We start from the raw sequence: 21,065 nt of genomic DNA, 5'->3' as shown, positions 1-21,065 counted from the left end.
CCCAGGAACGCACACAGGGAGGCGCGCGAAAAGGAGACAGTATGGGAGTGACAATACGGCAGATAGCGGAGGCAGCCGGAGTTTCACGGGGAACTGTGGACCGGGCGCTTAACAACCGGGGCAGAATTAAGCCGGAAGTGGCTGATCGGATCAGACAGATAGCAGAGGAGATGGGGTATAAGCCCAACCAGCTTGGACGAGCCCTTTCCATGAGTAAAAATAATATTAAAATAGGGGTGATCCTTCAGGCAGCGGAGACACCTTTTATGCAGTGCGTCTTGGAAGGCATTGAGCGGGCGAAGGAGGAGGTAGACAGTCTGGGCGGCACGGTGATCCTATGTAAGATTCCTCATATAAGCTGCAGTGATACCATAGATGCCATGGAGTATATGAGAAAAGAAGGGGTCAGCGCCATCGCCATGGTACCTATTGAGGAGGATGAGATTAAAGATCATATCAACCTTTTTGTAGAGGAATACCATATTCCGATCGTGACGTTTAACTCAGATATGGAGGATACCAGGCGTCTTTGTTTTGTGGGACAGAATGCGTTTCAGTGCGGACGTGCCGCTGCCGGCCTGATGGGAGAGCTGGTGGGGGGCTGCGGAAAAGTAGCTGTTATATCCGGATATAGTTCTAATCCGTCTCTGAGTAACCGTGTTCTCGGTTTTGATTCGGAGCTGAAAGCTAAATACCCGGATATTGAGCTGGTGGGACCGGAATATTGTTTTGAGGATAATCATTTGGCAGGACAGGCAACAGAAAAAATCTTGAAAGAAAATCCGGATCTAAAGGGAATTTATATGACCTCCCACGGTGAGGAGGGAGTGTGCCGGATGCTCTCAAAATACGGCAGGGCAGGTACAGTCAAGATGATCGCCAACGATTTTATGGGGAAAAACTATGAACTGATGCGGGAGGGAAGTATCCATTTCCTGATCGGACAGGATGCCCAGATTCAGGGATATGAGCCTGTCATGATTCTTTTTCGGCTTCTCTTTAATGGAGAGCAGCCCAAAGGGGAGCTGCAGTATACGGAGATTTTCATCAGGAATGAATATACCATACCGGAAGATATTTGAGAGGTTCACACTCCGGAAGAGACGGCTTATTTTATGTCAGCCGTCCTTCCGGAGTGTTTTTTGGTAAAATTGAATAGAATTATTATGGTAAAATTGTACAATTTCCCGGGTTGCGTTTTCGGGCACGCAGTGCTATTATAACATTATCAGCAATGCGTGTTCGGGCACACGAAGAGAACACACAAATATATCTCAAAATATAAAGGAGAAGAAAAAAATGGTAAAAGTAGGTATTATCGGAGCAGGCAGAATCGGAAGAGTACATATCACAAGCATCAGCACAAGAGTAAAGGACGCTGTTATCAAAACAGTTGCAGATCCGTTCTTAAATGATGAGACAGCAGCATGGGCTAAGAGTATGGGTGTGGAGCACACAACAAAAGATTACAAAGAGATCATCAATGACCCGGAAATTGACGCTGTGTTGATCTGTTCCTCCACAGACACACATTCTCCAATCTCCCTGGAGGCAATCAAAGCTGGAAAACATGTTTTCTGTGAAAAACCAATTGACCATGATGTAGATAAGATCAAAGAAGTGATCGAAGCTCTGGAAGGAACCAACCTGAAATACCAGGTAGGATTTAACAGAAGATTTGACCATAACTTTGAGGCTGTTCAGCAGGCTGTCGCAGCAGGCAAAGTCGGCAAACCGGAGATCATCAAGATCACTTCCCGCGATCCGGAGCCGCCCAGCATTGACTATGTAAAAGTTTCCGGAGGTATGTTCCTGGATATGACCATCCATGATTTCGATATGGTACGTTTCCTGGCCGGCTGTGATGCCACAGAGGTTTATGTGCAGGGCGCCAACCTGGTTGACCCGGCTATCGGAGAAGCAGGGGATGTGGATACGGCAGTTATCACCTTACAGATGGAAAACGGCGCTATCGCTGTGATTGACAACTGCAGAAAGGCTGTTTACGGATATGACCAGAGAGCAGAAGTATTCGGCTCTGAGGGAATGGTTGCAGTCAGCAATGACAGCCAGTCTTCCGCAGTGATCAGCAACGCTGACGGTGTGACAGGAGAGAAGCCGATGTTCTTCTTCCTGGAGAGATACATGGACGCATACGGAAAAGAGATCGGAGCATTTATTGATGCCATCGTAAATGACAAAGAAACGCCTCTGAATGTTATGGATGGACTGAAACCGGTACTTATGGGACTGGCTGCAAAGAAATCCTGTGAGGAGCACAGACCGGTTAAGATTTCTGAGATCATGTAATTAAGAGCAGGCATACTGCAGATTTCCCTCCGGCTGTCAAAAGACAGCCGGGCGGGCTGCAAATATCCCTTTGACAAAGACAGGAGAGCAGATCATGTTTAATAAAGAAAAAGTAAAATTAGGTATTGCACCCATCGCATGGACCAATGATGACCTTCCCGACCTGGGAAAAGAAAATACCTTTGAGCAGTGTGTCAGCGAGATGGCGCTGGCAGGCTTCACAGGCTCAGAGGTGGGAAATAAATATCCGAAAGACCCGGAAGTGCTGAAAAAAGCCCTGGAACTCCGCGGCATTGAAATCTGCAACCAGTGGTTCTCTTCCTTCCTGATCACAAAGCCTTTTGAGGAGGTGGAAAAAGAGTTCCGCGCACAGCTTGCTTTCTTAAAGGCAATGGGTTCCAAAATCATCGGCGCGTCCGAGCAGAGCCACAGCGTGCAGGGAATGCAGGACACCCCCATCTTCGGCCATAAATACGTGATGAATGATGAGGAGTGGGAAACCTTCTGCACAGGAATGAACAAGCTTGGCAGGATCGCAAAAGAAGAGTACGGGATCAGTCTGACATTCCATCACCACATGGGGACAGTGGTACAGGACCCGGAAGAGGTGGAGCGCATGATGGCCAACACAGACCCGGAATATGTGAGCCTGTTATTTGATACGGGCCATTTCACTTACTGCGGGGCAGACCCTCTGGAGATGGTGAAGAAATACGTGGGCAGGATAAAACACGTACATCTGAAGGATATCCGTCCGGAAGTGGTGGAGAAAGTAAAGAAAGAGAATTTAAGCTTCCTGGAAGGCGTGCGCCTTGGAGCTTTCACCGTACCGGGTGACGGCTGCATAGACTTTGAACCGATCTTCAAAGTGCTGGAAGAGGCAGGATATGAAGGGTATATGCTGGTGGAGGCAGAGCAGGATCCTGCAAAGGCCAATCCACTGGAGTATGCCGTGAAGGCAAGAAAATTCATTGCCGAAAAGACAGGCTTATAAAAATTGTTACCTCTGAATTGAAAATTGATCATATTGAAAACAGCCGTAACTGTTAATCTGCTGAACAGTTACAAACAGCCAAAGGTACCGCTTCCTGATGGAGTCGGTGCCTTTGGCTGTTTTTCCCCTTTATATTATGGCAGGAATGAGGGAGGGGTACCCATGAGTCATGCCAGGTGGACAGAAATTCCGTATTCTCTGCAGTAATCCTCATATTCCACGGTAAGCGCCTGGTCTGTGATCACATGCTGTATTTCATTTAAACGGCAGTAAGTCATCAGGGCGAATTTTCCGAATTTTGTATGGTCAGACAGCAGATAGCGTGTCCGGCTGTTCTGGATGACTGCTTTTTTTACGGCATATTCCTCAGCGGAGGCATTGGTCAGGCCGTTTTCAATGGTGACACCTGTGGATGCCATAAACGCTTTGGTAATATTAAATGTGCGCAGATATCCCGGAATCTCGCTTCCCACAAAGGAGAGTGTGTCCCTGTTTAGTATGCCGGGCAGGGAGATAACCTGCAGATTGGGGTATGGAACCGCGCGGATAAAAATCTGCAGGCTATTTGTGATGATGGTGCAGTTCAGGTGTGACAAACAGTCCACCATATTCAGGCAGGTGGTACCTGTGTCAATATAGATCACATCTCCGTTCTCAACAAAGGATGCGGCTTTTTTTGATATGGCGTCCTTCTCAGCACTCAGAACCGTGTGGCGCTGTTCATAGGGCAGCAGCCGTGTGTCAGAGGCCTGCTGTGTGCTGACCACACCTCCGTACACTTTTTCCACAGTTCCCTTCTTTACCAGATCGTCAATATCCCTTCGTATGGTGTTTTTGGATACATTAAATTTTTCACACAGGGTATCCAGGGGTACCGATTTTTCCTGTTCGATGAAAGCTTCAATTAAATCAATTCGTTTTGTGCGCATGATTATGTCCTTTCAGAGTGATTGTTCGATCAGGTCTGCGCATTTCCTGCGCGGACCGTATGAATGCGTGGGTGCAGTAAGCATCCGGCCCATCGCAAAGCGATTTCTAATGGTGGGATATCTGTAACAGTCTAAATCATTGCTTTCTGCCGCCCCTTATGAAGATTACATTCCGGAACAGTTACCTAATTTAAATGGATTCTGATATAAGTATAGTATATTTTGGGTAAGTTGTGAAGAGATAAATGAAAAAGATGTAAAATATAATCAAAATCTATTGACTAAATACCCAAAAAATGCTATTTTAAATACAAAGAGATAACCAAGACTTAATAAGAAGTTTATCAAAAGAGGAAGGGAAGCTATTATGACAGGAAAAGTAAATTCTAAAACAAAATACCTGATTCTCATATTTGGTGCCTTTGCAGTATTTTTTACAGGGTATCCCCATATCTGGTCCATCTACCAGCCATATGCCATGGAGCTGACCGGCTGGAGCCAGAGTCAGGCATCTATGTGTTTCTATCTGTATTTTGTCACATTTGTACTGGGTAATATTTTCGGCGGCCGTATTCAGGATAAATACAGTCCCAGGATAGCAGTGATCTTCGGAGGCGGCATTTTCACAGTGAGTGTTCTGCTCTGTGCGCTGGCACTTCGCCCGTCACCTATGATGATGTATTTTACCTATGGGATTTTGCAGGGATTTGGACAGGGTATGATCTATACCACCATCATCTCCACCGCGCAGAAATGGTTTCCGGGAAGGACCGGATTCGCGTCAGGCGTCATTGTGACGGCCAACGGCTTGTTTGGATTTTTTATGGCACCATTTTCAAGAGCATTGCTCTCAGGCCAGGGGATTAAAGTTACATTTCTTGTGATCGGTGCTATGATAGGCATCTCCTGGATATTTGCAAGTATTTTTATTAAAAATCCGGATAGTGAACATAAGACAGGGGAACATGAAGTCCACAGATATGAGGGAAAACAGTATTCCTCCATGGAAATGATCAAGACCAAAAAGTTTTATTTCCTTCTGGCAACCATGCTGTTCGGCCTGATCCCATACCTTATTTTATCCCCCCTTTCCCAGACTATTCAGATGGACAGGGGAATCGCATCAACCGTGGCAGTGGCAGCAGTTATGGCAGGGTCAGTATTCAATGCGGGGACACGTCTGGCACTCCCCACAGCAGCAGATAAAGTGGGCAGAATCATATGCCTGAAGGTGGTTCTGGTGGTGGCAGCGGCAGCCATGGTGCTGCTGGTCATAGCTCCGGCAGCCGTCACAACCGTGTGCGTGGTATTGGTATATGCATGTTACGGCGGTATCATGGGCAGCTTCCCGTCACTGACAAGCAACATTTTCGGCATGGCACATTCCGGTGAAAATTATGGATACGTTATGCTGGGTATCGCAGTTGCCACTCTAGGAGCCCCTGCGATCACAAACACAGTTCTCGGACAGGGATATGACATCAATGTGGTATTTGCCATCGGAGCTGTCTGCGCGGCAATCTCCTTCCTGTTCCTGCTTCTTCTGGAAAGGGAAATGAAAAGGGAGAAAGCAGAGGCTGTGGCAATGGGAACGAAAAGTTTTGCGAAATAAATTTATTGATAAAAAGGAGAGGAAAAAATTATGGCACTGGTAAAAATGAAAACATTACTGGAAAATGCAGCAAAAAACAACAGAGGATGCGGCGCGTTCAGCGTAGGCAACATGGAAATGGTAAAAGGGGCTGTCCGTGCAGCCGAGGAGCTTGATACTCCCATCATCTTACAGATCGCGGAAGTCCGTCTGAAACACTCCCCTCTTGATCTGATGGGACCCATGATGGTGCAGGCAGCCAAATCTGCAAAGGTGGATATTGCAGTGCATCTGGATCACGGCCTTACCTTTGAGACGGTGCAGAGAGCTTTGGAACTGGGCTTCACTTCTGTGATGCTGGATGCCTCCACACTTCCTTTTGAAGAGAATATTGCAAACACCAAAAAGGTTGTGGAGTTGGCTGCAAAATATGGCGCGACCGTGGAGGCAGAGCTTGGCCTGGTAGGCGGCAGTGAGGACGGAAGCTGCGACCACGGCATCCGCTGCACAGACCCGGATGATGCCAAAATATTCGCGGAGCAGACAGGTATCGACGCCCTCGCGGTGGCCATCGGAAATGCACACGGAAATTACCCGTCAGCACCAAAGCTTGCCTTTGATGTATTGGAGCAGATTCACAATAAAGTGGATATCCCTCTGGTGCTTCATGGCGGCAGCGGCATCACAGATTCTGATTTCCAGAAGGCCATCTCTCTTGGGATCAAGAAAGTGAATATTGCCACAGCAAGCTTCAACTGCCTGACAAAGAAAGTGGAAGAGTACATTGCCGCTGAGGGGAAACACAATTATTTTGACTTGAATGAAGCCATGGTGCAGGGAACATATGAGAATGTGAAACATCACATTCGGGTATTCAACATGATAAAGTGAGGATCTTCCCACCTTTACAGGTGAAGAGATGAATCACCGAAAACAAGATCAACGGCAGTGTTGGGCGGAGCAGGCACAGTAAGGGAAGTATGTATTGATAGAAAATAAAGCACCGGATAGCAGTGTAAGCTGTTGTCCGGTATTTTAAAACAGTAACGGGGAAATAGTGGTTTACATAAAGAGAGAAGAGATTTGTGAGGGAGATATTGTGAAAGAGAATAAAACCGGTGCAAAGACAAAATATCTGATACTGATATTTGGCGCCTTTGCCATATTTTTTACAGGGTATCCGCATATTTGGTCTATCTATCAGCCGTATGCCATGGAGCTTACCGGCTGGAGCCAGAGCCAGGCCAGTATGGGATTTTATCTGAGTTTTCTGGCATTTGTGCCGGGAAATATTATCGGAGGAAGGATACAGGATAAATCCAACCCCAAAATTGTGGTGACAGTGGGAGGCGGGATATTCGCGGCAGGTATCCTGCTGTCTGCTTTTTCCATGCGGCAGTCTCCGGTCATGCTGTATCTGACCTATGGGATCATGCAGGGATTCGGACAGGGAATGATTTATACAACAATAATATCCACTGCCCAGAAATGGTTCCCCCACAGGACAGGTTTTGCCTCAGGAGTCATCGTGACGGCAAACGGTCTGTGCGGATTTTTTCTGGCACCCTTAAGCAGGGTGATGCTGGCAGAAAAGGGGATCAAATTCACGCTGCTGGCAATCGGTTCCGTGCTGACTCTGGCATGGATTCTGGCAAGCGTTTTTATTAGGAATCCGGAAACAAGAAAGATAGGACCGGGAGGAAAAAAACAGACCGCTGCAGCCATCAATAAGGGCCGTCAGTATACTTCGGGTGAAATGCTGCGGACAAAGAAATTTTATTACTTGCTGGCAGTCATGCTGTTTGGGCTGATTCCCTATCTGATCCTGTCCCCCCTGTCCCAGACCGTACAGATGGACAGAGGGATAGCATCATCTGTAGCAGTGACGTCTGTCATGGCGGGGTCTGTCTGCAATGCGGCTGCCCGGCTTCTTCTGCCCACTGCTGCAGATAAAGTGGGGCGTACCATCTGCCTGAAAGGTGTGCTGGCTGCCATTGTCCTGGCTATGATACTTCTGATAACCGCACCGGCACCTGTGACAACCGTGTGCGTGATACTCATGTATGCCTGCTACGGTGGGATCATGGGCAGTTTTCCCTCACTGGCAAGTTCCATTTTTGGTATGGAACATTCCGGGGAAAATTACGGGTATGTCATGTTCGGCATTATTGTGGCAACACTCAGTGCTCCTGCTGTTACCAATTCCGTGCTGGGTGCAGGTATGGATATCAATGTGGTATTTGCCATAGGCGCCCTGTGCGGCGGGGCAGCACTTGTATTTTTACTGCTTCTGGAGCGGGAGTTAAAAAAAGAGACGGCTGTACAGATGCAGCCCGGAATAGAATAAACACAGAGGAAAGAGGTCCGGTTTATGCTCCGGGCCTTTTTAGTGCTCTGTATTCTTTGGGGGTCATACTTGTATACTCCCGAAAGACTTTATTAAAGTAAGAGGGGGAGGAAAAACCCACAAATTCAGAAATCTTATTGATGCTCAGATTAGAGGTTATGAGCATTTTTTTTGCGTTGTCGACCCTGATCTGTATGATGGCTTTGTTTGGGGTGATACCGTATTCTCTTTTCAGGCAGCGTATGATATGGACCGGGTGGAAGTTAAAATAATCGGCAATGCTTTCCAGGGTGAGCTGTGTGTGAAAGTTTTGCAGTATGTATTCCATAATATTGGCAGCCAGCAGTTCCGAGGAATTTCTCTGGGGCTGGAAAACCTGCACAAAGCTCAGAAGCCGGAAGAAAAGCTCCTGGCATTCCAGGGGAGATAAAAGAGCCTGGTCCTGGGTCTCCTTCTGCTGGTATTTGTCTATATTGGCTGAGATCAACTTTGAAAATATGGATGTGAATTCACTGCTTTCCATGGGAGTCATTTTTTTATATAAGGGAAGGGTAAGCGTGCTTTTCCGGTCTGTATAGATACTCAGGGATTTCCGTTCTTCTTTCACCAGATGGAATTCCCGGGAGTATTGATAATCTCCCACACTTCTGAAATGAAGCCAGTCAAATTTAGTCTTTTCCGCCACTTTTTTGTGGCTGTAATGGGTGGAATCCGGTTTTAAGATAAGCAGTTCATTTTCCCGGAGATGATAAGCAGCATCTCCGTCGGTGATATAAAGTTCCCCATATTCAATAAAGATCAGATCAAAGATACCGATATTGCTTCTTCTGCCGTGCGCGTCTCCGGGGCGGTAGAGCGCAGACCCGGCAATAATGAAATGGGGGTAAGGGGGAGTAGAAAAGTTCACATATTCCATGACGGCCTCCTATCTGATATGTTTATATTTTAATATAATTATAAATGAATATTTGTTGTAAATCAACGATTAAAGAAAAAAATAACAAGATAATATGTTAAATTATTACAATTTTATGCTGTTAATATTTTACTATTTTGGGTAAAGAATATGAATTTACTTATAGAAAAAGCTTTTGTATAATATACCCAAGATATCGGTCCGATACAACGTAAAACATATCAAAATGCATAATGGAGCAGACAAAAGGGGTCTGCATCCCAGGAGGAAAATTATGAAAGCAGGAAAAATGAAAAAATGGGCAGCTCTTTCTATGACATCGCTTATGGCAGTTTCCATGCTGGCGGGCTGCGGCGGTGATGGCGGTTCGGGAGAAAAAAAGGACAAGGAAGCAGCATCCGGGAAGACAGAGATTGTTGTGTTGACCCGTGATTCCACCGTTGCTGCCGTAAAGAGCGCAGCAGAGAAATATAATAAACAGAACGATAAAGTGGAGATCAAGGTAGTGGAGCAGCCCGCGTCCCAGATGGCTGACCAGCTCTCCCTGGCATTGTCCTCTGACGAGGCGCCGGACATTGTGTCCCTGGACTGTACAAAAGTTCCCTACTTTGCATCCATAGGAGCTTTTGCTGATATTTCTGACAAGTATGAAGCGCTGGACTATAAGGATACTTTCAGTGAGGGCATGATAAAGTCAGGGCAGCTTGAGGGCAAGACTTACGCAGTGCCGTTTGCACCGGATGTCTCTGTACTCCTGTACAACAAAGACCATTACCAGGAGGCAGGACTGGACCCGGAAACCCCGCCCAAGACCTGGGATGAGCTGATCGCGTATTCCCAGAAGCTGACCACATCAGACCGGTACGGCTATGTCTATGCGGGAGGTGACGCAGGAGGACATATGTTTACGTTCATGCCCTATGTATGGAATAACGGCGGTGAGGTATTATCTGAGGACGGAAAGACATGTGAACTGGATACGGAAAATGCGGTTGCAGCCCTCTCCATGTTCAACGATTTGACGAACACTTATAAAGTCACGCCTCCAAGTGTCACCACATATTCCTGGAATGAAGCACAGGATGCATTCCTTACCGGGAAGGCCAGCCAGGTAGTGCTGGGAAGCGCGGCTATCTACTCCTTCATAAGCGGTGAGCACGATGATATGGACTGGGGTGCCTGTCTTCTTCCAAAAGGACCGGACGGTACGGAATATGCATCTTTCTCCGGCGGAGATTCCATTGGGATCACCTCCCAGTGTGAAGATGTGGATGCAGCCTGGGATTTCATCCGGTTTGGCCTCTCAGAAGAAGTGCAGGTGGATGAGCTGGCAAAAGGCGGCCTGCTTCCGGCAAGAAGCGATTTCTTTGACAATGAGTATTTTAACAATACACCGGAATATCAGGTACTGAAAGAGGCACTGGAAGTTGGACATACTCCGGTATCCCTGAAATATGATGAGATGTATGTGCCCATTCTGGAGGCTATGCAGACCTGTCTGAACGGAGAAAAGACACCGGAACAGGCATTTGGGGATGCTGCGGAGGCTATCAATAAAATCATGCAGTGATGGATAGGAGGGCCTGTCTGAGAGGGCAGGCACCCTCCCTAATAAGGAGATCTGATGAAGAGAGGACATAAAAAGAAAATATCGCTGGTATCCTATTTGTTCATACTCCCGGCATTGATATTGAATCTGATGTTTTTTGTATTTCCGTTTCTCCAGTCCCTGCTCATGTCATTCTATGACTGGCCGGTGCTGGGGGAAAAAACGTTTGTTTTTCTGGATAATTATATAAAGCTGTTTCAGGATTCCCAGTTTTGGAATTCACTGCTTTTTACCATGAAATATGCGGTTTTTGTAACCCCCTGCCTGTTTATTCTGGCTTTTGTCCTTGCGCTTATGATCAACGGAGCATTTAAAGGTGTGAATCTGTTCCGCTCTCTTTATTTCGCTCCGGTGGTCATATCCATGACCTGCTGCAGCATGGTATGGCTCTGGATCTACAATGATCTGTACGGGGTGCTGAACTATCTGCTCCAGACACTGGGAATCATACAGGACCCCATTCTCTGGATGAACTCCGCAAAGACATCCCTTCCTGCCGTGATCTTTATGGTCACCTGGAAAATGGCGGGATTCTCCATGCTGATCATCCTGGCAGCCTTCCAGTCCGTGGATGAACAGATTTATGAAGCTGCAAGTGTGGACGGAGCAAATAAAGTAAAACAGTTTTTCAGGATCACACTGCCGATTATCAAGCCTCACGCAGCTCTGGCACTGATCCTTTCCGTTATCGGTTCTGTCCTGGCATTTGAGCAGTTTCTGATCATGACCAAGGGCGGCCCGGCCCAGGATACAACCACCATTGTGCACTACATATATAACACATCATTTAAATACTTTAAGATGGGATATGGGTCTGCTATGACTATGATCCTGCTGGTTGTGCTGGGATTCCTGAGTTATTTTGAAAATAAGGTCCTGCAGGACCCCACGAAATAGAGGAGACGTATGAAGAGAGTGACGAAAAAAACCTGGATGAATACAGTTCTGGCAGTCATCTTTTTCCTGCCGCTGTACTGGACGATTGTGACTTCACTGAAGGATAAGACGGAGATTTACGGGACACCGCCCAGCTTGATCCCCAAGCATCCGACTCTGGCTAACTACATAAAGATCTTTACTCTGGATGACGGTCTGTACAGAGGATATCTGCTGAATTCCTTTATCATTACGGCAATCACTATTTTACTGGTAGTCTTTGTCAGTGTGCTTGCGGGATATGGGTTTTCCAAACTGCAGTTAAAGGGCAAGGGACTGCTTATGGCCTGTATCCTGGCGGCAATTATGATCCCGTTTCAGGCGCTGTTAAACCCGCTGTACTCCATTATGTCAAAACTGCATCTTTTGAATACAATCCCAAGCATGGTGCTGATCTACGCTACCTTCCAGTCACCGTTTTGTATTTATATGATGAAAAATGCTTTTGATATGGTGCCGGACAGTTTGCTGGAATCCGCCAAACTGGACGGTGCGGGGGCTTTCTCTGTGTTTTCCACAATATGCCTTCCGCTCACCTGGTCGTCTGTGGCGACCATTGCCGTATACGCGGCTTACACTACATGGAACGACTATTTGATCGCGCTGGTATTTGCCAACAGCAATTCCATCAAAACGTTCAATGTGGGACTTACCAACCTGGCGATCGGCCAGTACGGGACGGACTGGGGGCTTCTCACATCCAGCTCCATTATAGGCCTGCTGCCTATCCTGATCCTGTTTGTATTCCTGCAGAAATATTTTATTAAGGGAATGCTGAGCGGGGCATTAAAATAAAATGGCACCTTGGAGGAACGATTATGAGCAAGAAAACAGAAAAAAGATTACATACCTTTACCATACCTGAAGTAAAACCCCAGGGATGGCTGAAACGCCAGTTGGAAATACAGATGCAGGGGCTTACCGGTATTCTGTATGACATCTGGGACAGTGTAGGCAGCTATTCCGGATGGCTGGGCGGCACGGGGGAAAACTGGGAGAGGGCACCTTATTATCTGGACGGCCTGCTTCCTTTGGCCTATTATCTGGATGATACCCGGCATTGGGAGACTGCATGCAGGTTCGTGGAATGGACCCTGGGCAGCCAGGACGAGGAGGGCAATTTCGGCCCCATAGCCAGCAAGGATGACTACTGGTCCAGGTTTGTTATGCTGAAGGTCTTGATCCAATATTATGAGATCAAGAGAGACGGAAGGGTTTTGAAGCTTTTTGACAAATATCTTCAATACCTGTATAAAAGGATCCGGGAAGTTCCCATGAAGCAGTGGTCCAGCGCCAGGATTGGGGATCTGCTGTACTGTATCCGGTGGTATTGTGAGCAGGGAGAAAAGGAGCATATCCATACAGAGGGGGATTCGTTTGACATCCATGCACTGGTGAGGATGCTCCGTGAGCAGGCGCTTGACTGGGCAGATATATTTGAGGATTTTCCATTTACCAGGCCCGCAGGTTATTATTATAACTGGGATAAGGAGTACAGCCATTTTTCATGTGAGGATTACCATGACACCATGAAGTACCACGCCAATCATATCGTAAATGTGACCATGGGATTTAAATACCCGGCAATGCTGTCTTATTTCTTTGAGGACAGGGATTATGAGGCGATTTCCCTTGCAGGAATAGAGAATGCCCGGAAATATCACGGGGTAGCAAGCGGCGCTGTAAATGGGGATGAGCATTTGAGCGGAAATAACCCTTCCCAGGGCGCGGAACTCTGCTCCGTGGTGGAGTACATGTTCAGCCTTCAGACCATGTTGGAAGCCTTCGGACTTCCGGACTTTGCGGATCAAATGGAGCGGCTGGCTTACAATGCGCTGCCTGCCACCATCACAGAGGATTTTATGGCCCATCAGTATGTGCAGCAGGCGAACCAGGTGCTGGTCAGCAGGGCCAAACGATGCTGGTTCAATAACAATGAGGAGTCCAATATGTTTGGACTGGAGCCGAATTTTGGCTGCTGCACGGCAAATATGCATCAGGGCTGGCCGAAGTTCGTGAAGAGCCTGTGGTACAGAGCGGAGGATCTGGGATTGGTTTCCATGGTATTTGCCCCTTGCAGTCTGGAGACAGAGGCGGAGGGAAGAAAGATATGCATCAGGGAGGAGACAGAATATCCCTTCAAAGATAAAATTACATACCACGTGGAGGAAGCCTCCCATGAAAACCTGGAATTTGGTATCAGGATCCCCCAGTGGTGCACCAGCTATAAATTATACAAAAACGGAACTTGTATAAAAGAAGAGGATCACAGAGAAAAGACAGGAGTCATAATACCTGTGTGCAGAGGGCTTAAGACAGGTGATGTGATCCGGGCAGAGTTTTCCATGGACATTGAAAGATCCTATTGGTTCCGCAACAGCATGGCAGTGGAAAGAGGTCCGCTGGTGTATGCCCTGGATATGAAAGAAAAATGGAAAACAGTAAAAGAGGTAGCCGGAGTCAGGGATTATGAGGTTTACCCGGAAAGTGCCTGGAATTATGCATTGGAAGAAAATCCGGCTTTTGAAGTCAGCATAAACCCAGTGGGGGAAACACCTTTTTCAAAAGCGCATCCCCCGGTGAAGCTGAAAACGAAAGGGCGGCGGCTGGACGCCTGGGAGCTGGAAGCAAACAGCGCGGGAACCCTTCCCACCAGTCCCGTACGTCCGGACGGTGAGGAGGAAGAGATTGCTCTGATCCCTTATGGCTGCACAAAGCTGAGAGTCAGTCAATTTCCATGGTACATAAACGAGGACAGATAAATGCACCTGAAAGGGAAAGTAAAATACTATGCAGGGAAGTTTTCCGGTCAGGATGAGGAAGTCTGCAGACAGGAGATTGACAATGCACATGCCGCAGCCTGGATGGAGGAACACATTCCCCTGCTGGACTGCCCGGATCCGGTCATAGAGGAAATCTATTATTTCCGCTGGTGGGTTTACCGGAAACATATAAAAAGAACCCCAGAGGGATATATCATCACAGAATTTCTTCCGGAAGTCCCCTGGTCCGGTGCTTATAACGCCATATCGTGCGCAGCAGGCCATCATCTGATGGAAGGGCGATGGCTCAGGGGCGGTGAAAAATATCTGAGGGATTACTGCATCTACTGGTTCAAGGGAAGCGGCCGCAAATACGAGCTGGAATACAGCAACTGGCTGATTCACGCAGTTTACAGATTCTGCAGAACAACAGGGGTTCACAGCCTGGCGGCAGACTTGTTTCCCTGCATGGAAGAAAGCTATGGAAAATGGAAAGCGAAAAATATGCATAAATGCGGCCTGTTTTGGTCCTCAGACGACCGGGACGGTATGGAATACTCTGCAGGGGGCAGCGGACTCCGTCTTACCTTAAATTCTTATATGACAGCAGCGGCCTATGCGCTCTTCCATATGGCAAAATGGACAGGAGACCATTTTGCGCAGGAGAAATATCTTGAAGAGGCAGAACAGCTATGGGGAAGAATACAGACACTGCTCTGGCAGCCGGATTTGAATTTTTACAGAGGAATACAGGCAGAAAGCAGAGACGCAGATCTGGGCAGCTTTACGGAAATGGATGAGATCAGCGGTTATCTGCCCTGGTACTTCGCTTTGCCGTATCTGTTTGAGGGCAATACCCAGGCGGAAAAAATGGGGAGGTCCTTTTCCTGTCTGCTGGACAGCGCATGTTTTTATGCGCCCTATGGGCCAAGAACCTGCAGCCCTTATCCCGGATACTTAGAAAAAACGGTCAATCACCCATGTCTGTGGAATGGTTATTCCTGGCCCTTTTCCACATCACAGACCCTGACCGCAGCGGCAGAATACCTGCAAAAGTGCAGGGAAAATAGAAGAGACACGGGATTCGGAAAAAAAGGATATACGGATTTACTCCGCCTGTATGCAGATTCTCATTACAGGCTGAACAAAGATGGTCAAAAAATCTGCTGGATAGATGAGAACCTGCATCCCGAAACGGGAGAATGGGAAGCACGCAGTTTTTTAAAAGAACAGGGATTCCCAAAGGAAGCGGGAGGATATGAGCGGGGGAAAGATTACAACCACTCCACCTTCTGTGACCTGCTCATCAGCGGCACAGCAGGGATCCATATGTATGAAGAGGGAAAACTGATCATATCTCCTTTGTTGGACGAAGACTGGAACTATTTCAAGCTGACAGATGTTCCGGCAGGAGGGCATTTGGTGTCAATCCAGTATGATAAGAACGGCCAACGATATGGCGGCCCATCCGGATTTCAAATATCCGTGGACGGAAACGTACAGGCCCGGTTTGAGAACGTCCCTGAATCTGTCACCCTGCCCATACAGAAAAAGAAATAAACAGCTATGAAACAAGGCTGAGGGAACGCATCACCTGCGTTCCCTCAGCCTTATTTTTCCTCTTCTCTCTCCATAAAATCTCTGTGTTCTTCCTCCAGCTCTTTTACAAGATGAGCAAATGTCCAGAAGCAGTTCTGGGATGTGAGGACTGCTTTTAAGGCAACGGATGGAAGTTCCCCGTTCTTCATCATACGAAGAAGGTGGTTCAGGTTATCGTCAGTGAAATTACACATAACCATAACATCCATAGGAATAGAAGGAAGGTTTTCCAGCACGGATATTTTCCGAGGAGGAAAGCCTTTGATTTTTGCCAGATATCCCACTGTCTGCAGTACATTTTGTGGGAGAATGGGAGAAAAATCAAATCCCATACGGCGTGCTGCTTTTTCCAAAACTTTTTCCTTTTCCGTCTGCCCATTGTTATAGTATAAAATATTGGGTCTGCGAATCATAACAATCCCTCCAGGCAGTTTTCATAAGTTCATCATATACTATATGTTATGAATTTTCAACGGGGTTCTTACATCTTTTGAAAATATTAATGAAAGGGGGGACGGAAGAGGCAGGGAGAGGGCCGGGGAAGAGAAATGCCTCTTCCTGGTTGTTGGCGGATCGGAAGTTGTAGTGGATGGTTGCTATGTTTTGGAAAAATGTTTCGCTTACAATGCTTTTACTGCCGGAGAGAAAACCAGGGCTGGTGGGGGTGTCTGCTGTGCGCCTTTGGCAGACATTGCGGTAGAGAGCCTGAAAATCCATCGCTTATGCAGACTTGGCGCGAAGCCTTTGCTGAGCGTCTTAGTCGGAGTTAGCGATTAGTTGAAGGGGAACGAAGCTGGCTGCCAAAGGCGCACAGCAGACACCCCCGCCAGCCCGTCCACCCCATCCATCCAAAGTGACAATTTACGAACCCACCCAAAAATGATAAAATAAAACAAGCAAACAAAAAAGGTGGAACAACACAAAATGGGCCAACTGGAAAATTATGAAAAAATATTAACACGCAGCTGCCTGTTCAGGCAAAAAAATAAAGAAGAAATCAAAAAACTTTGCAGTCTCCTCGGAGGAAGGATACAGGACTATGGTAAAGGACAACTACTCCTGCACGAAGGCGACACTGTGGGACAGTTGGGCATTGTTCTGGAAGGGGAGGTGCGCATTGTGCGCATTGATATGGAGGGAAATGAACGACTTTTCCAGAAACTGGTCCCCTCCTATATGCTGGGCGCAGATGTGGTCTGCACTCCCACACGGCAGAGTCCCTATTCGGCCTACTGCAGCCAGGATGCAAAAGTCTGGTATTTTGACTGGATGCCGGGTCATGAAAAATGGGAGGAGGAGCTGGAACGCAGGCTGATGGCGTTCATTGCCAATGAAAACGTAAGGAAGTTTTACAGAATTGATATTCTCTCCACCAAAAGTGTGAGAATGAGAGTATTAAAATACCTGCGCATTCAATGCCGCAAAAGAGGCAGTGATACCGTGGAGATTCCCTATTCCAGGGAGGAAATGGCAAATTATCTCTGCGTGAACCGTAGTGTTCTGTCCGATGAGCTGGGGAGAATGCAGGAGGAAGGGCTGATCACATTCCGCAAGAACCGTTTTACACTTTGCGAAGGAGTTTCTTCCTATAATAATAGGTGAAAAGTAACTGTTCAGTACCCTCACAGTTACAGGCAAAAATCCATGCAAAATCGCCTTTGGCGATGGGATTTTTGCTTGGCCGTGGTACACTTTCTTACGGTCAGCGCAGTAAATGCGCAGACCTACTGAATAGTTACGGTGAAAAAACAAACTGTGAAAATATATAAGAAACAGAAAAGAAACCAGCCTATATCAGTGAAAAAATACAAGGAAATCTATCTGCTATATTTTTGTATGGTAAAGTAATAACAAGAAGAAGCTTTAAATTTCCATAATTTGGTGAAGTATTGACAGTTGTGTCCGCATTAGAGTATACTTAACACAGTATAATTTATGACTTTGGGACTGTAAATTGAGGTTACTGTTCATGAGGCTCCTGCTTTGCAGGGCTGTGGGCAGTGACCGATTTAGAATATGAGGGATGAATTGTGGCGAACATCAGTGTACATCTTTTGGGAAGACCTTATGTAGAGGTAGACGGAGAACGTGTGAATTTTCCATATAAGAAAGCAGAGGGTTTTTTCTATTACCTCTGTGTGAAGAAGACAGCTACAAGGGAAGAGATCATATACGTGCTTTGGGGTGCGGACAATGAGAATGTGGGCAGAAAGAACCTGAGAGAAGCGGTTTACCAGATTAAAAAACTGCTGGGCAAAGAAATTCTGGTGACAGCAGGCCATACCAGTATCTCCCTGAATCCGGATTGTATGCCCGATATTGACTGGGACCATATCAGTGCGGAGAACATTCTGGAAAACGAGGAGGAGGGATTTCTCTCCCATTTTATGATAAAGAACAGCTACGAATATGAAGAGTGGATCACTTCCATGCAGGAACAGTACAATCAGGCATTTATAAAATGTGCCAGGGAAAAGCTGTACGACGCAGATGCCACAAAAGATGTGGATCTGATTCAAAAGTACAGCAATATCCTGCTGAAGCATGATCCCTACAATGAAAAGCTGTACTATGAGATCATGGACATCTATGCGGTGAATGGAAACTATAATATGGCGATCAAGCTGTATTACGATCTGGAGAAGGTCCTGGCTGATGAACTGGGTGTGGAGCCGTCCCCGGAGATCAAGGAACTGTTTCACCGCATTTTTAATGTAAAAGGAAATACCACTGTGGAAGCCGCTGGCTGGAATGCTCCTTTTTTGGGCAGGACTTCTGAAATATACCAGGTCAGCGAGTGTATTGTAGGCACAGGGAAAAGCCGCCATCCCCAATGTGTGGCCATCAGCGGGGAGGACGGAGTGGGAAAATCAGCCCTTCTTGACAAGGCAAAACAGATGGTCCGGGGGTATCAGATGATCCCTCTGTATGCTGCCTGCTACAGGGAGGAGTCCGAATTTTTCCTGCGTCCCTGGAATGATATCTTCTGGGAGGTGGAGCAATGCGTGGAAAATGGGCTGCTGGAGCGCTCCATCACAAAGGAGGAACAGGCACAGCTTGACCGCTTCTTCAAAGGCAGTATTCTGGGGGATGAGAAACCCCTTGGAAGACTCACATATCAGCTTATGGAGAAGGCCATTCTGGATATGTTCCGCAAAATTGTGGAGAAGCATAAGGTAGTGCTGTTTTTTGACGATATCCAGTGGATGGATACCATGAGTTTCCAGTTGCTGAACAGGATCTTGCTGACACTTGGGACAGAACGGATCCTGCTCATGTGTACCTATAACCAGAACAATGATGTGGAGGTTATGGAATCGCTGGAGAAACTGATGAAAAAGGATTATCTCCATGTGATCTCTTTGAACCCCTTTACGGAGGAGGAGACCATGGAGCTGCTTCACAAGTATCTGCCTGAACTCAATGGGGATGAGCAGAAACAGAGAAGCATTTACCAGATGACGGACGGAAATGCATTTTTCCTGATGGAGCTGGTCAGTCTCATAAAAGAAAAAGGATATACCCTGGAAAAATCCCAGAAGACCAACAATGTGATAAAAGCCCGGCTCGCAGGTCTGCCGGAAACGGAAAATGAAGTGCTGGACTGCATGAGCATGTTTCCGGAAAAGATCAGTATTGAGGAGATAGAGCTTCTGCTGCCAAAGATGGACAGGCTGACGCTGGTCCGCATATTGGAAAAACTGCAGGAACGCCATCTGATCAAAGAGATCCTTGTTGGCTGGAATGTCTACTATAAATTTGAGCATCAGGTATTCCGCCAGTTTATATACGAGCGCCAGAGCGAAGGCAAGAAACGCATGTATCATCAGATGCTGGCTGAGTATTATGAGTCAAAGGCTGAGGGGAAGAAAAATTTTGGGTATCTTCCAATGACGATCCACCACTATGAGAAGTGCCATAACATGGTGAAAGCGTATCAATATAAGATTAAATATCTGAAAGAGTATTATACGATTGTCAATGAAAACTTTCCTGTACTTCATTGGGAGATGGAATATGGCGACGACAATTATGGAGTGACCTTTGAGGCAAATGAACTGTTAGAATTGGCCCAGAAGGTGATCCAGTTTGACGAGGATTCTCATCAGCTGCAGGAAATGAAAAAGGAAATGTATTATGTCAAGGGCCGTTTTGACATTGCTGTAGGGGATTACGCGTCCGGCATCCGCAATATTGAGGAGAGCATGAAACTGGCTGAGATGCTGGAGGATAAAAAGTCTCTTCTGAATAATTTCAAGCAGATGATCTTTTACGGGATTCAGGTGGAGGACCTGGAACTGGTAAAGAAATACGTGGATGAAGGTCTGTCCCTGATAAATGTACAGGAACCGGATGAGAGAGGCGCCTTTATGAGGCTGAAAGGCTGGTATCTGCTCCATGAAGGCAGATATGAGGAATCCCGCCAGACTTTGACAGAGGCTCGTCAGATATTTGAGGATTACAGCGGAAGAGATTCCCGCTATATTATGAGCATTGCGGCATGTTACAACTACATTGGGGATGCCTGCCGTGCTACCGGTGACTACCAGTCAGCCCTGTCCTACTATAAAATTGCCATAGAAAAGGGGACCGGCAAGGTGGTCACAAACGGACTGGGGCAGTTCTATTCCAATGCGGGCCAGATTTATTATCTTCTGGGAAAGATAAAAGCAGCCCGGGAATATCTGGAACAGGCGATCGCCTGTTTTGAAAGGCATGGATATTACTGGGGACTGGAACGGGCGGAGGCGTATATGGCACTTGTTCTTCTGGAACAGGGAGAGACGGAACAGGCAGAGCGTCATTACAAAAAGGGGGTACAACTCTCGGAAAAAATGAATAATCCTACCACTGTGAAAGTTTTGAAGGAGATCAAGAATAAAGCGGGATTCTGATAAAAGATTCCCGCTATAAAAAAAATATTTTAATTTAGCTTGATAACACGAAAAAATATTGTTCGCCAATGACGGAAAAATGACCGTACCACAAAGAATTTGACGATGAAAGAGAATTGTCAGATAATTGCATTTGTGGAAATTGACATTTATTGACGCTTTTTTGACACGAGGGTC

The 21,065-nt window shown here is 46.8% G+C and carries 16 protein-coding genes; 13 read left to right on the top strand and 3 right to left on the bottom strand.

All coding sequences use genetic code 11. The annotated features are described in order from the left end of the window. The first annotated feature begins 41 nt into the window (after positions 1–41). The 3 genes from C6P39_RS05805 (at position 42) to iolE (ending at position 3,304) form a co-directional block, all read left to right on the top strand. Positions 42–1,082 (top strand): LacI family DNA-binding transcriptional regulator, encoded by a 1,041-nt coding sequence (locus C6P39_RS05805; RefSeq protein WP_095175457.1) that lies wholly within the window; start codon positions 42–44, stop codon positions 1,080–1,082. A 217-nt stretch (positions 1,083–1,299) separates the two neighbouring features. Then, positions 1,300–2,310 (top strand): inositol 2-dehydrogenase, encoded by a 1,011-nt coding sequence (gene iolG / locus C6P39_RS05800; RefSeq protein WP_095175456.1) that lies wholly within the window; start codon positions 1,300–1,302, stop codon positions 2,308–2,310. 94 nt (positions 2,311–2,404) lie between these two features. Next, positions 2,405–3,304 carry a myo-inosose-2 dehydratase gene (iolE, locus tag C6P39_RS05795; protein ID WP_095175455.1) on the top strand — a complete coding sequence of 300 codons (900 nt, stop codon included), beginning with the start codon at positions 2,405–2,407 and terminating at the stop codon, positions 3,302–3,304. 167 nt (positions 3,305–3,471) lie between these two features. Here iolE and C6P39_RS05790 read toward each other — a convergent pair whose 3' ends face one another. Next, complete coding sequence (locus C6P39_RS05790) at positions 3,472–4,233, bottom strand: DeoR/GlpR family DNA-binding transcription regulator (RefSeq protein WP_104803124.1); 762 nt, start codon at positions 4,231–4,233, stop codon at positions 3,472–3,474. 367 nt (positions 4,234–4,600) lie between these two features. On the opposite strand from C6P39_RS05790, the gene C6P39_RS05785 reads away from it, so the two are divergent. The 3 genes from C6P39_RS05785 (at position 4,601) to C6P39_RS05775 (ending at position 8,171) form a co-directional block, all read left to right on the top strand. Further along, positions 4,601–5,845, top strand: a complete 1,245-nt coding sequence (locus C6P39_RS05785) for an MFS transporter (protein WP_242986947.1) — start codon at positions 4,601–4,603, stop codon at positions 5,843–5,845. A 30-nt stretch (positions 5,846–5,875) separates the two neighbouring features. Beyond that, positions 5,876–6,715, top strand: coding sequence for a class II fructose-bisphosphate aldolase (locus tag C6P39_RS05780; RefSeq protein ID WP_095175452.1), 840 nt, complete (start codon positions 5,876–5,878; stop codon positions 6,713–6,715). Between the two features lie 208 nt (positions 6,716–6,923). After that, positions 6,924–8,171 carry an MFS transporter gene (locus C6P39_RS05775; RefSeq protein ID WP_104805864.1) on the top strand — a complete coding sequence of 416 codons (1,248 nt, stop codon included), beginning with the start codon at positions 6,924–6,926 and terminating at the stop codon, positions 8,169–8,171. 22 nt (positions 8,172–8,193) lie between these two features. Here the strand turns inward: C6P39_RS05775 and C6P39_RS05770 are convergent, their stop codons facing one another. Beyond that, positions 8,194–9,087 (bottom strand): AraC family transcriptional regulator, encoded by an 894-nt coding sequence (locus C6P39_RS05770; RefSeq protein WP_095175450.1) that lies wholly within the window; start codon positions 9,085–9,087, stop codon positions 8,194–8,196. Between the two features lie 274 nt (positions 9,088–9,361). Between C6P39_RS05770 and C6P39_RS05765 the strand changes: the two genes are divergently transcribed. From C6P39_RS05765 to C6P39_RS05745, 5 genes are read left to right on the top strand one after another with little or no spacing between them, the layout of a single operon-like run. Continuing rightward, positions 9,362–10,657, top strand: coding sequence for an ABC transporter substrate-binding protein (locus tag C6P39_RS05765; protein ID WP_104803122.1), 1,296 nt, complete (start codon positions 9,362–9,364; stop codon positions 10,655–10,657). A gap of 54 nt (positions 10,658–10,711) precedes the next feature. Continuing rightward, positions 10,712–11,593, top strand: coding sequence for a carbohydrate ABC transporter permease (locus tag C6P39_RS05760; RefSeq protein ID WP_095175448.1), 882 nt, complete (start codon positions 10,712–10,714; stop codon positions 11,591–11,593). Positions 11,594–11,602: 9 nt separating this feature from the next. Further along, entirely contained in the window at positions 11,603–12,427 is an 825-nt protein-coding gene (locus C6P39_RS05755) for a carbohydrate ABC transporter permease (RefSeq protein ID WP_095175447.1), read from the top strand. 23 nt (positions 12,428–12,450) lie between these two features. Continuing rightward, the gene (locus C6P39_RS05750; RefSeq protein ID WP_104803121.1) at positions 12,451–14,394 is read left to right on the top strand and encodes a beta-L-arabinofuranosidase domain-containing protein; all 1,944 of its coding nucleotides are present in this window, start codon (positions 12,451–12,453) and stop codon (positions 14,392–14,394) included. Continuing rightward, positions 14,395–15,954 carry an MGH1-like glycoside hydrolase domain-containing protein gene (locus C6P39_RS05745; RefSeq protein ID WP_104803120.1) on the top strand — a complete coding sequence of 520 codons (1,560 nt, stop codon included), beginning with the start codon at positions 14,395–14,397 and terminating at the stop codon, positions 15,952–15,954. A 50-nt stretch (positions 15,955–16,004) separates the two neighbouring features. Here C6P39_RS05745 and C6P39_RS05740 read toward each other — a convergent pair whose 3' ends face one another. Then, positions 16,005–16,406, bottom strand: coding sequence for a DUF3783 domain-containing protein (locus C6P39_RS05740; protein ID WP_095175444.1), 402 nt, complete (start codon positions 16,404–16,406; stop codon positions 16,005–16,007). Between the two features lie 511 nt (positions 16,407–16,917). On the opposite strand from C6P39_RS05740, the gene C6P39_RS05735 reads away from it, so the two are divergent. Together C6P39_RS05735 and C6P39_RS05730 are read left to right on the top strand one after the other, a co-directional pair. Then, complete coding sequence (locus C6P39_RS05735) at positions 16,918–17,595, top strand: Crp/Fnr family transcriptional regulator (RefSeq protein ID WP_104803119.1); 678 nt, start codon at positions 16,918–16,920, stop codon at positions 17,593–17,595. Between the two features lie 428 nt (positions 17,596–18,023). Then, positions 18,024–20,888 (top strand): tetratricopeptide repeat protein, encoded by a 2,865-nt coding sequence (locus C6P39_RS05730; RefSeq protein ID WP_095175442.1) that lies wholly within the window; start codon positions 18,024–18,026, stop codon positions 20,886–20,888. The last annotated feature ends 177 nt before the right edge of the window (positions 20,889–21,065 follow it).

The sequence above is a fragment of the Blautia marasmi genome (assembly GCF_900258535.1).
Lineage (GTDB): Bacteria > Bacillota > Clostridia > Lachnospirales > Lachnospiraceae > Blautia > Blautia hominis.
This window is presented reverse-complemented; position numbering and strand designations above follow the sequence as displayed.

Excerpts from the sequence above, each read along its gene's own strand:
- C6P39_RS05790 (WP_104803124.1), bottom strand. The coding sequence starts at position 4,233 with ATGCGCACAAAACGAATTGATTTAATTGAAGCTTTCATCGAACAGGAA.
- C6P39_RS05755 (WP_095175447.1), top strand. The coding sequence starts at position 11,603 with ATGAAGAGAGTGACGAAAAAAACCTGGATGAATACAGTTCTGGCAGTC.
- C6P39_RS05805 (WP_095175457.1), top strand. The coding sequence starts at position 42 with ATGGGAGTGACAATACGGCAGATAGCGGAGGCAGCCGGAGTTTCACGG.
- C6P39_RS05745 (WP_104803120.1), top strand. The coding sequence starts at position 14,395 with ATGCACCTGAAAGGGAAAGTAAAATACTATGCAGGGAAGTTTTCCGGT.
- C6P39_RS05780 (WP_095175452.1), top strand. The coding sequence starts at position 5,876 with ATGGCACTGGTAAAAATGAAAACATTACTGGAAAATGCAGCAAAAAAC.
- C6P39_RS05770 (WP_095175450.1), bottom strand. The coding sequence starts at position 9,087 with ATGGAATATGTGAACTTTTCTACTCCCCCTTACCCCCATTTCATTATT.
- iolE (WP_095175455.1), top strand. The coding sequence starts at position 2,405 with ATGTTTAATAAAGAAAAAGTAAAATTAGGTATTGCACCCATCGCATGG.
- C6P39_RS05765 (WP_104803122.1), top strand. The coding sequence starts at position 9,362 with ATGAAAGCAGGAAAAATGAAAAAATGGGCAGCTCTTTCTATGACATCG.
- C6P39_RS05785 (WP_242986947.1), top strand. The coding sequence starts at position 4,601 with ATGACAGGAAAAGTAAATTCTAAAACAAAATACCTGATTCTCATATTT.
- iolG (WP_095175456.1), top strand. The coding sequence starts at position 1,300 with ATGGTAAAAGTAGGTATTATCGGAGCAGGCAGAATCGGAAGAGTACAT.
- C6P39_RS05750 (WP_104803121.1), top strand. The coding sequence starts at position 12,451 with ATGAGCAAGAAAACAGAAAAAAGATTACATACCTTTACCATACCTGAA.
- C6P39_RS05740 (WP_095175444.1), bottom strand. The coding sequence starts at position 16,406 with ATGATTCGCAGACCCAATATTTTATACTATAACAATGGGCAGACGGAA.
- C6P39_RS05735 (WP_104803119.1), top strand. The coding sequence starts at position 16,918 with ATGGGCCAACTGGAAAATTATGAAAAAATATTAACACGCAGCTGCCTG.
- C6P39_RS05760 (WP_095175448.1), top strand. The coding sequence starts at position 10,712 with ATGAAGAGAGGACATAAAAAGAAAATATCGCTGGTATCCTATTTGTTC.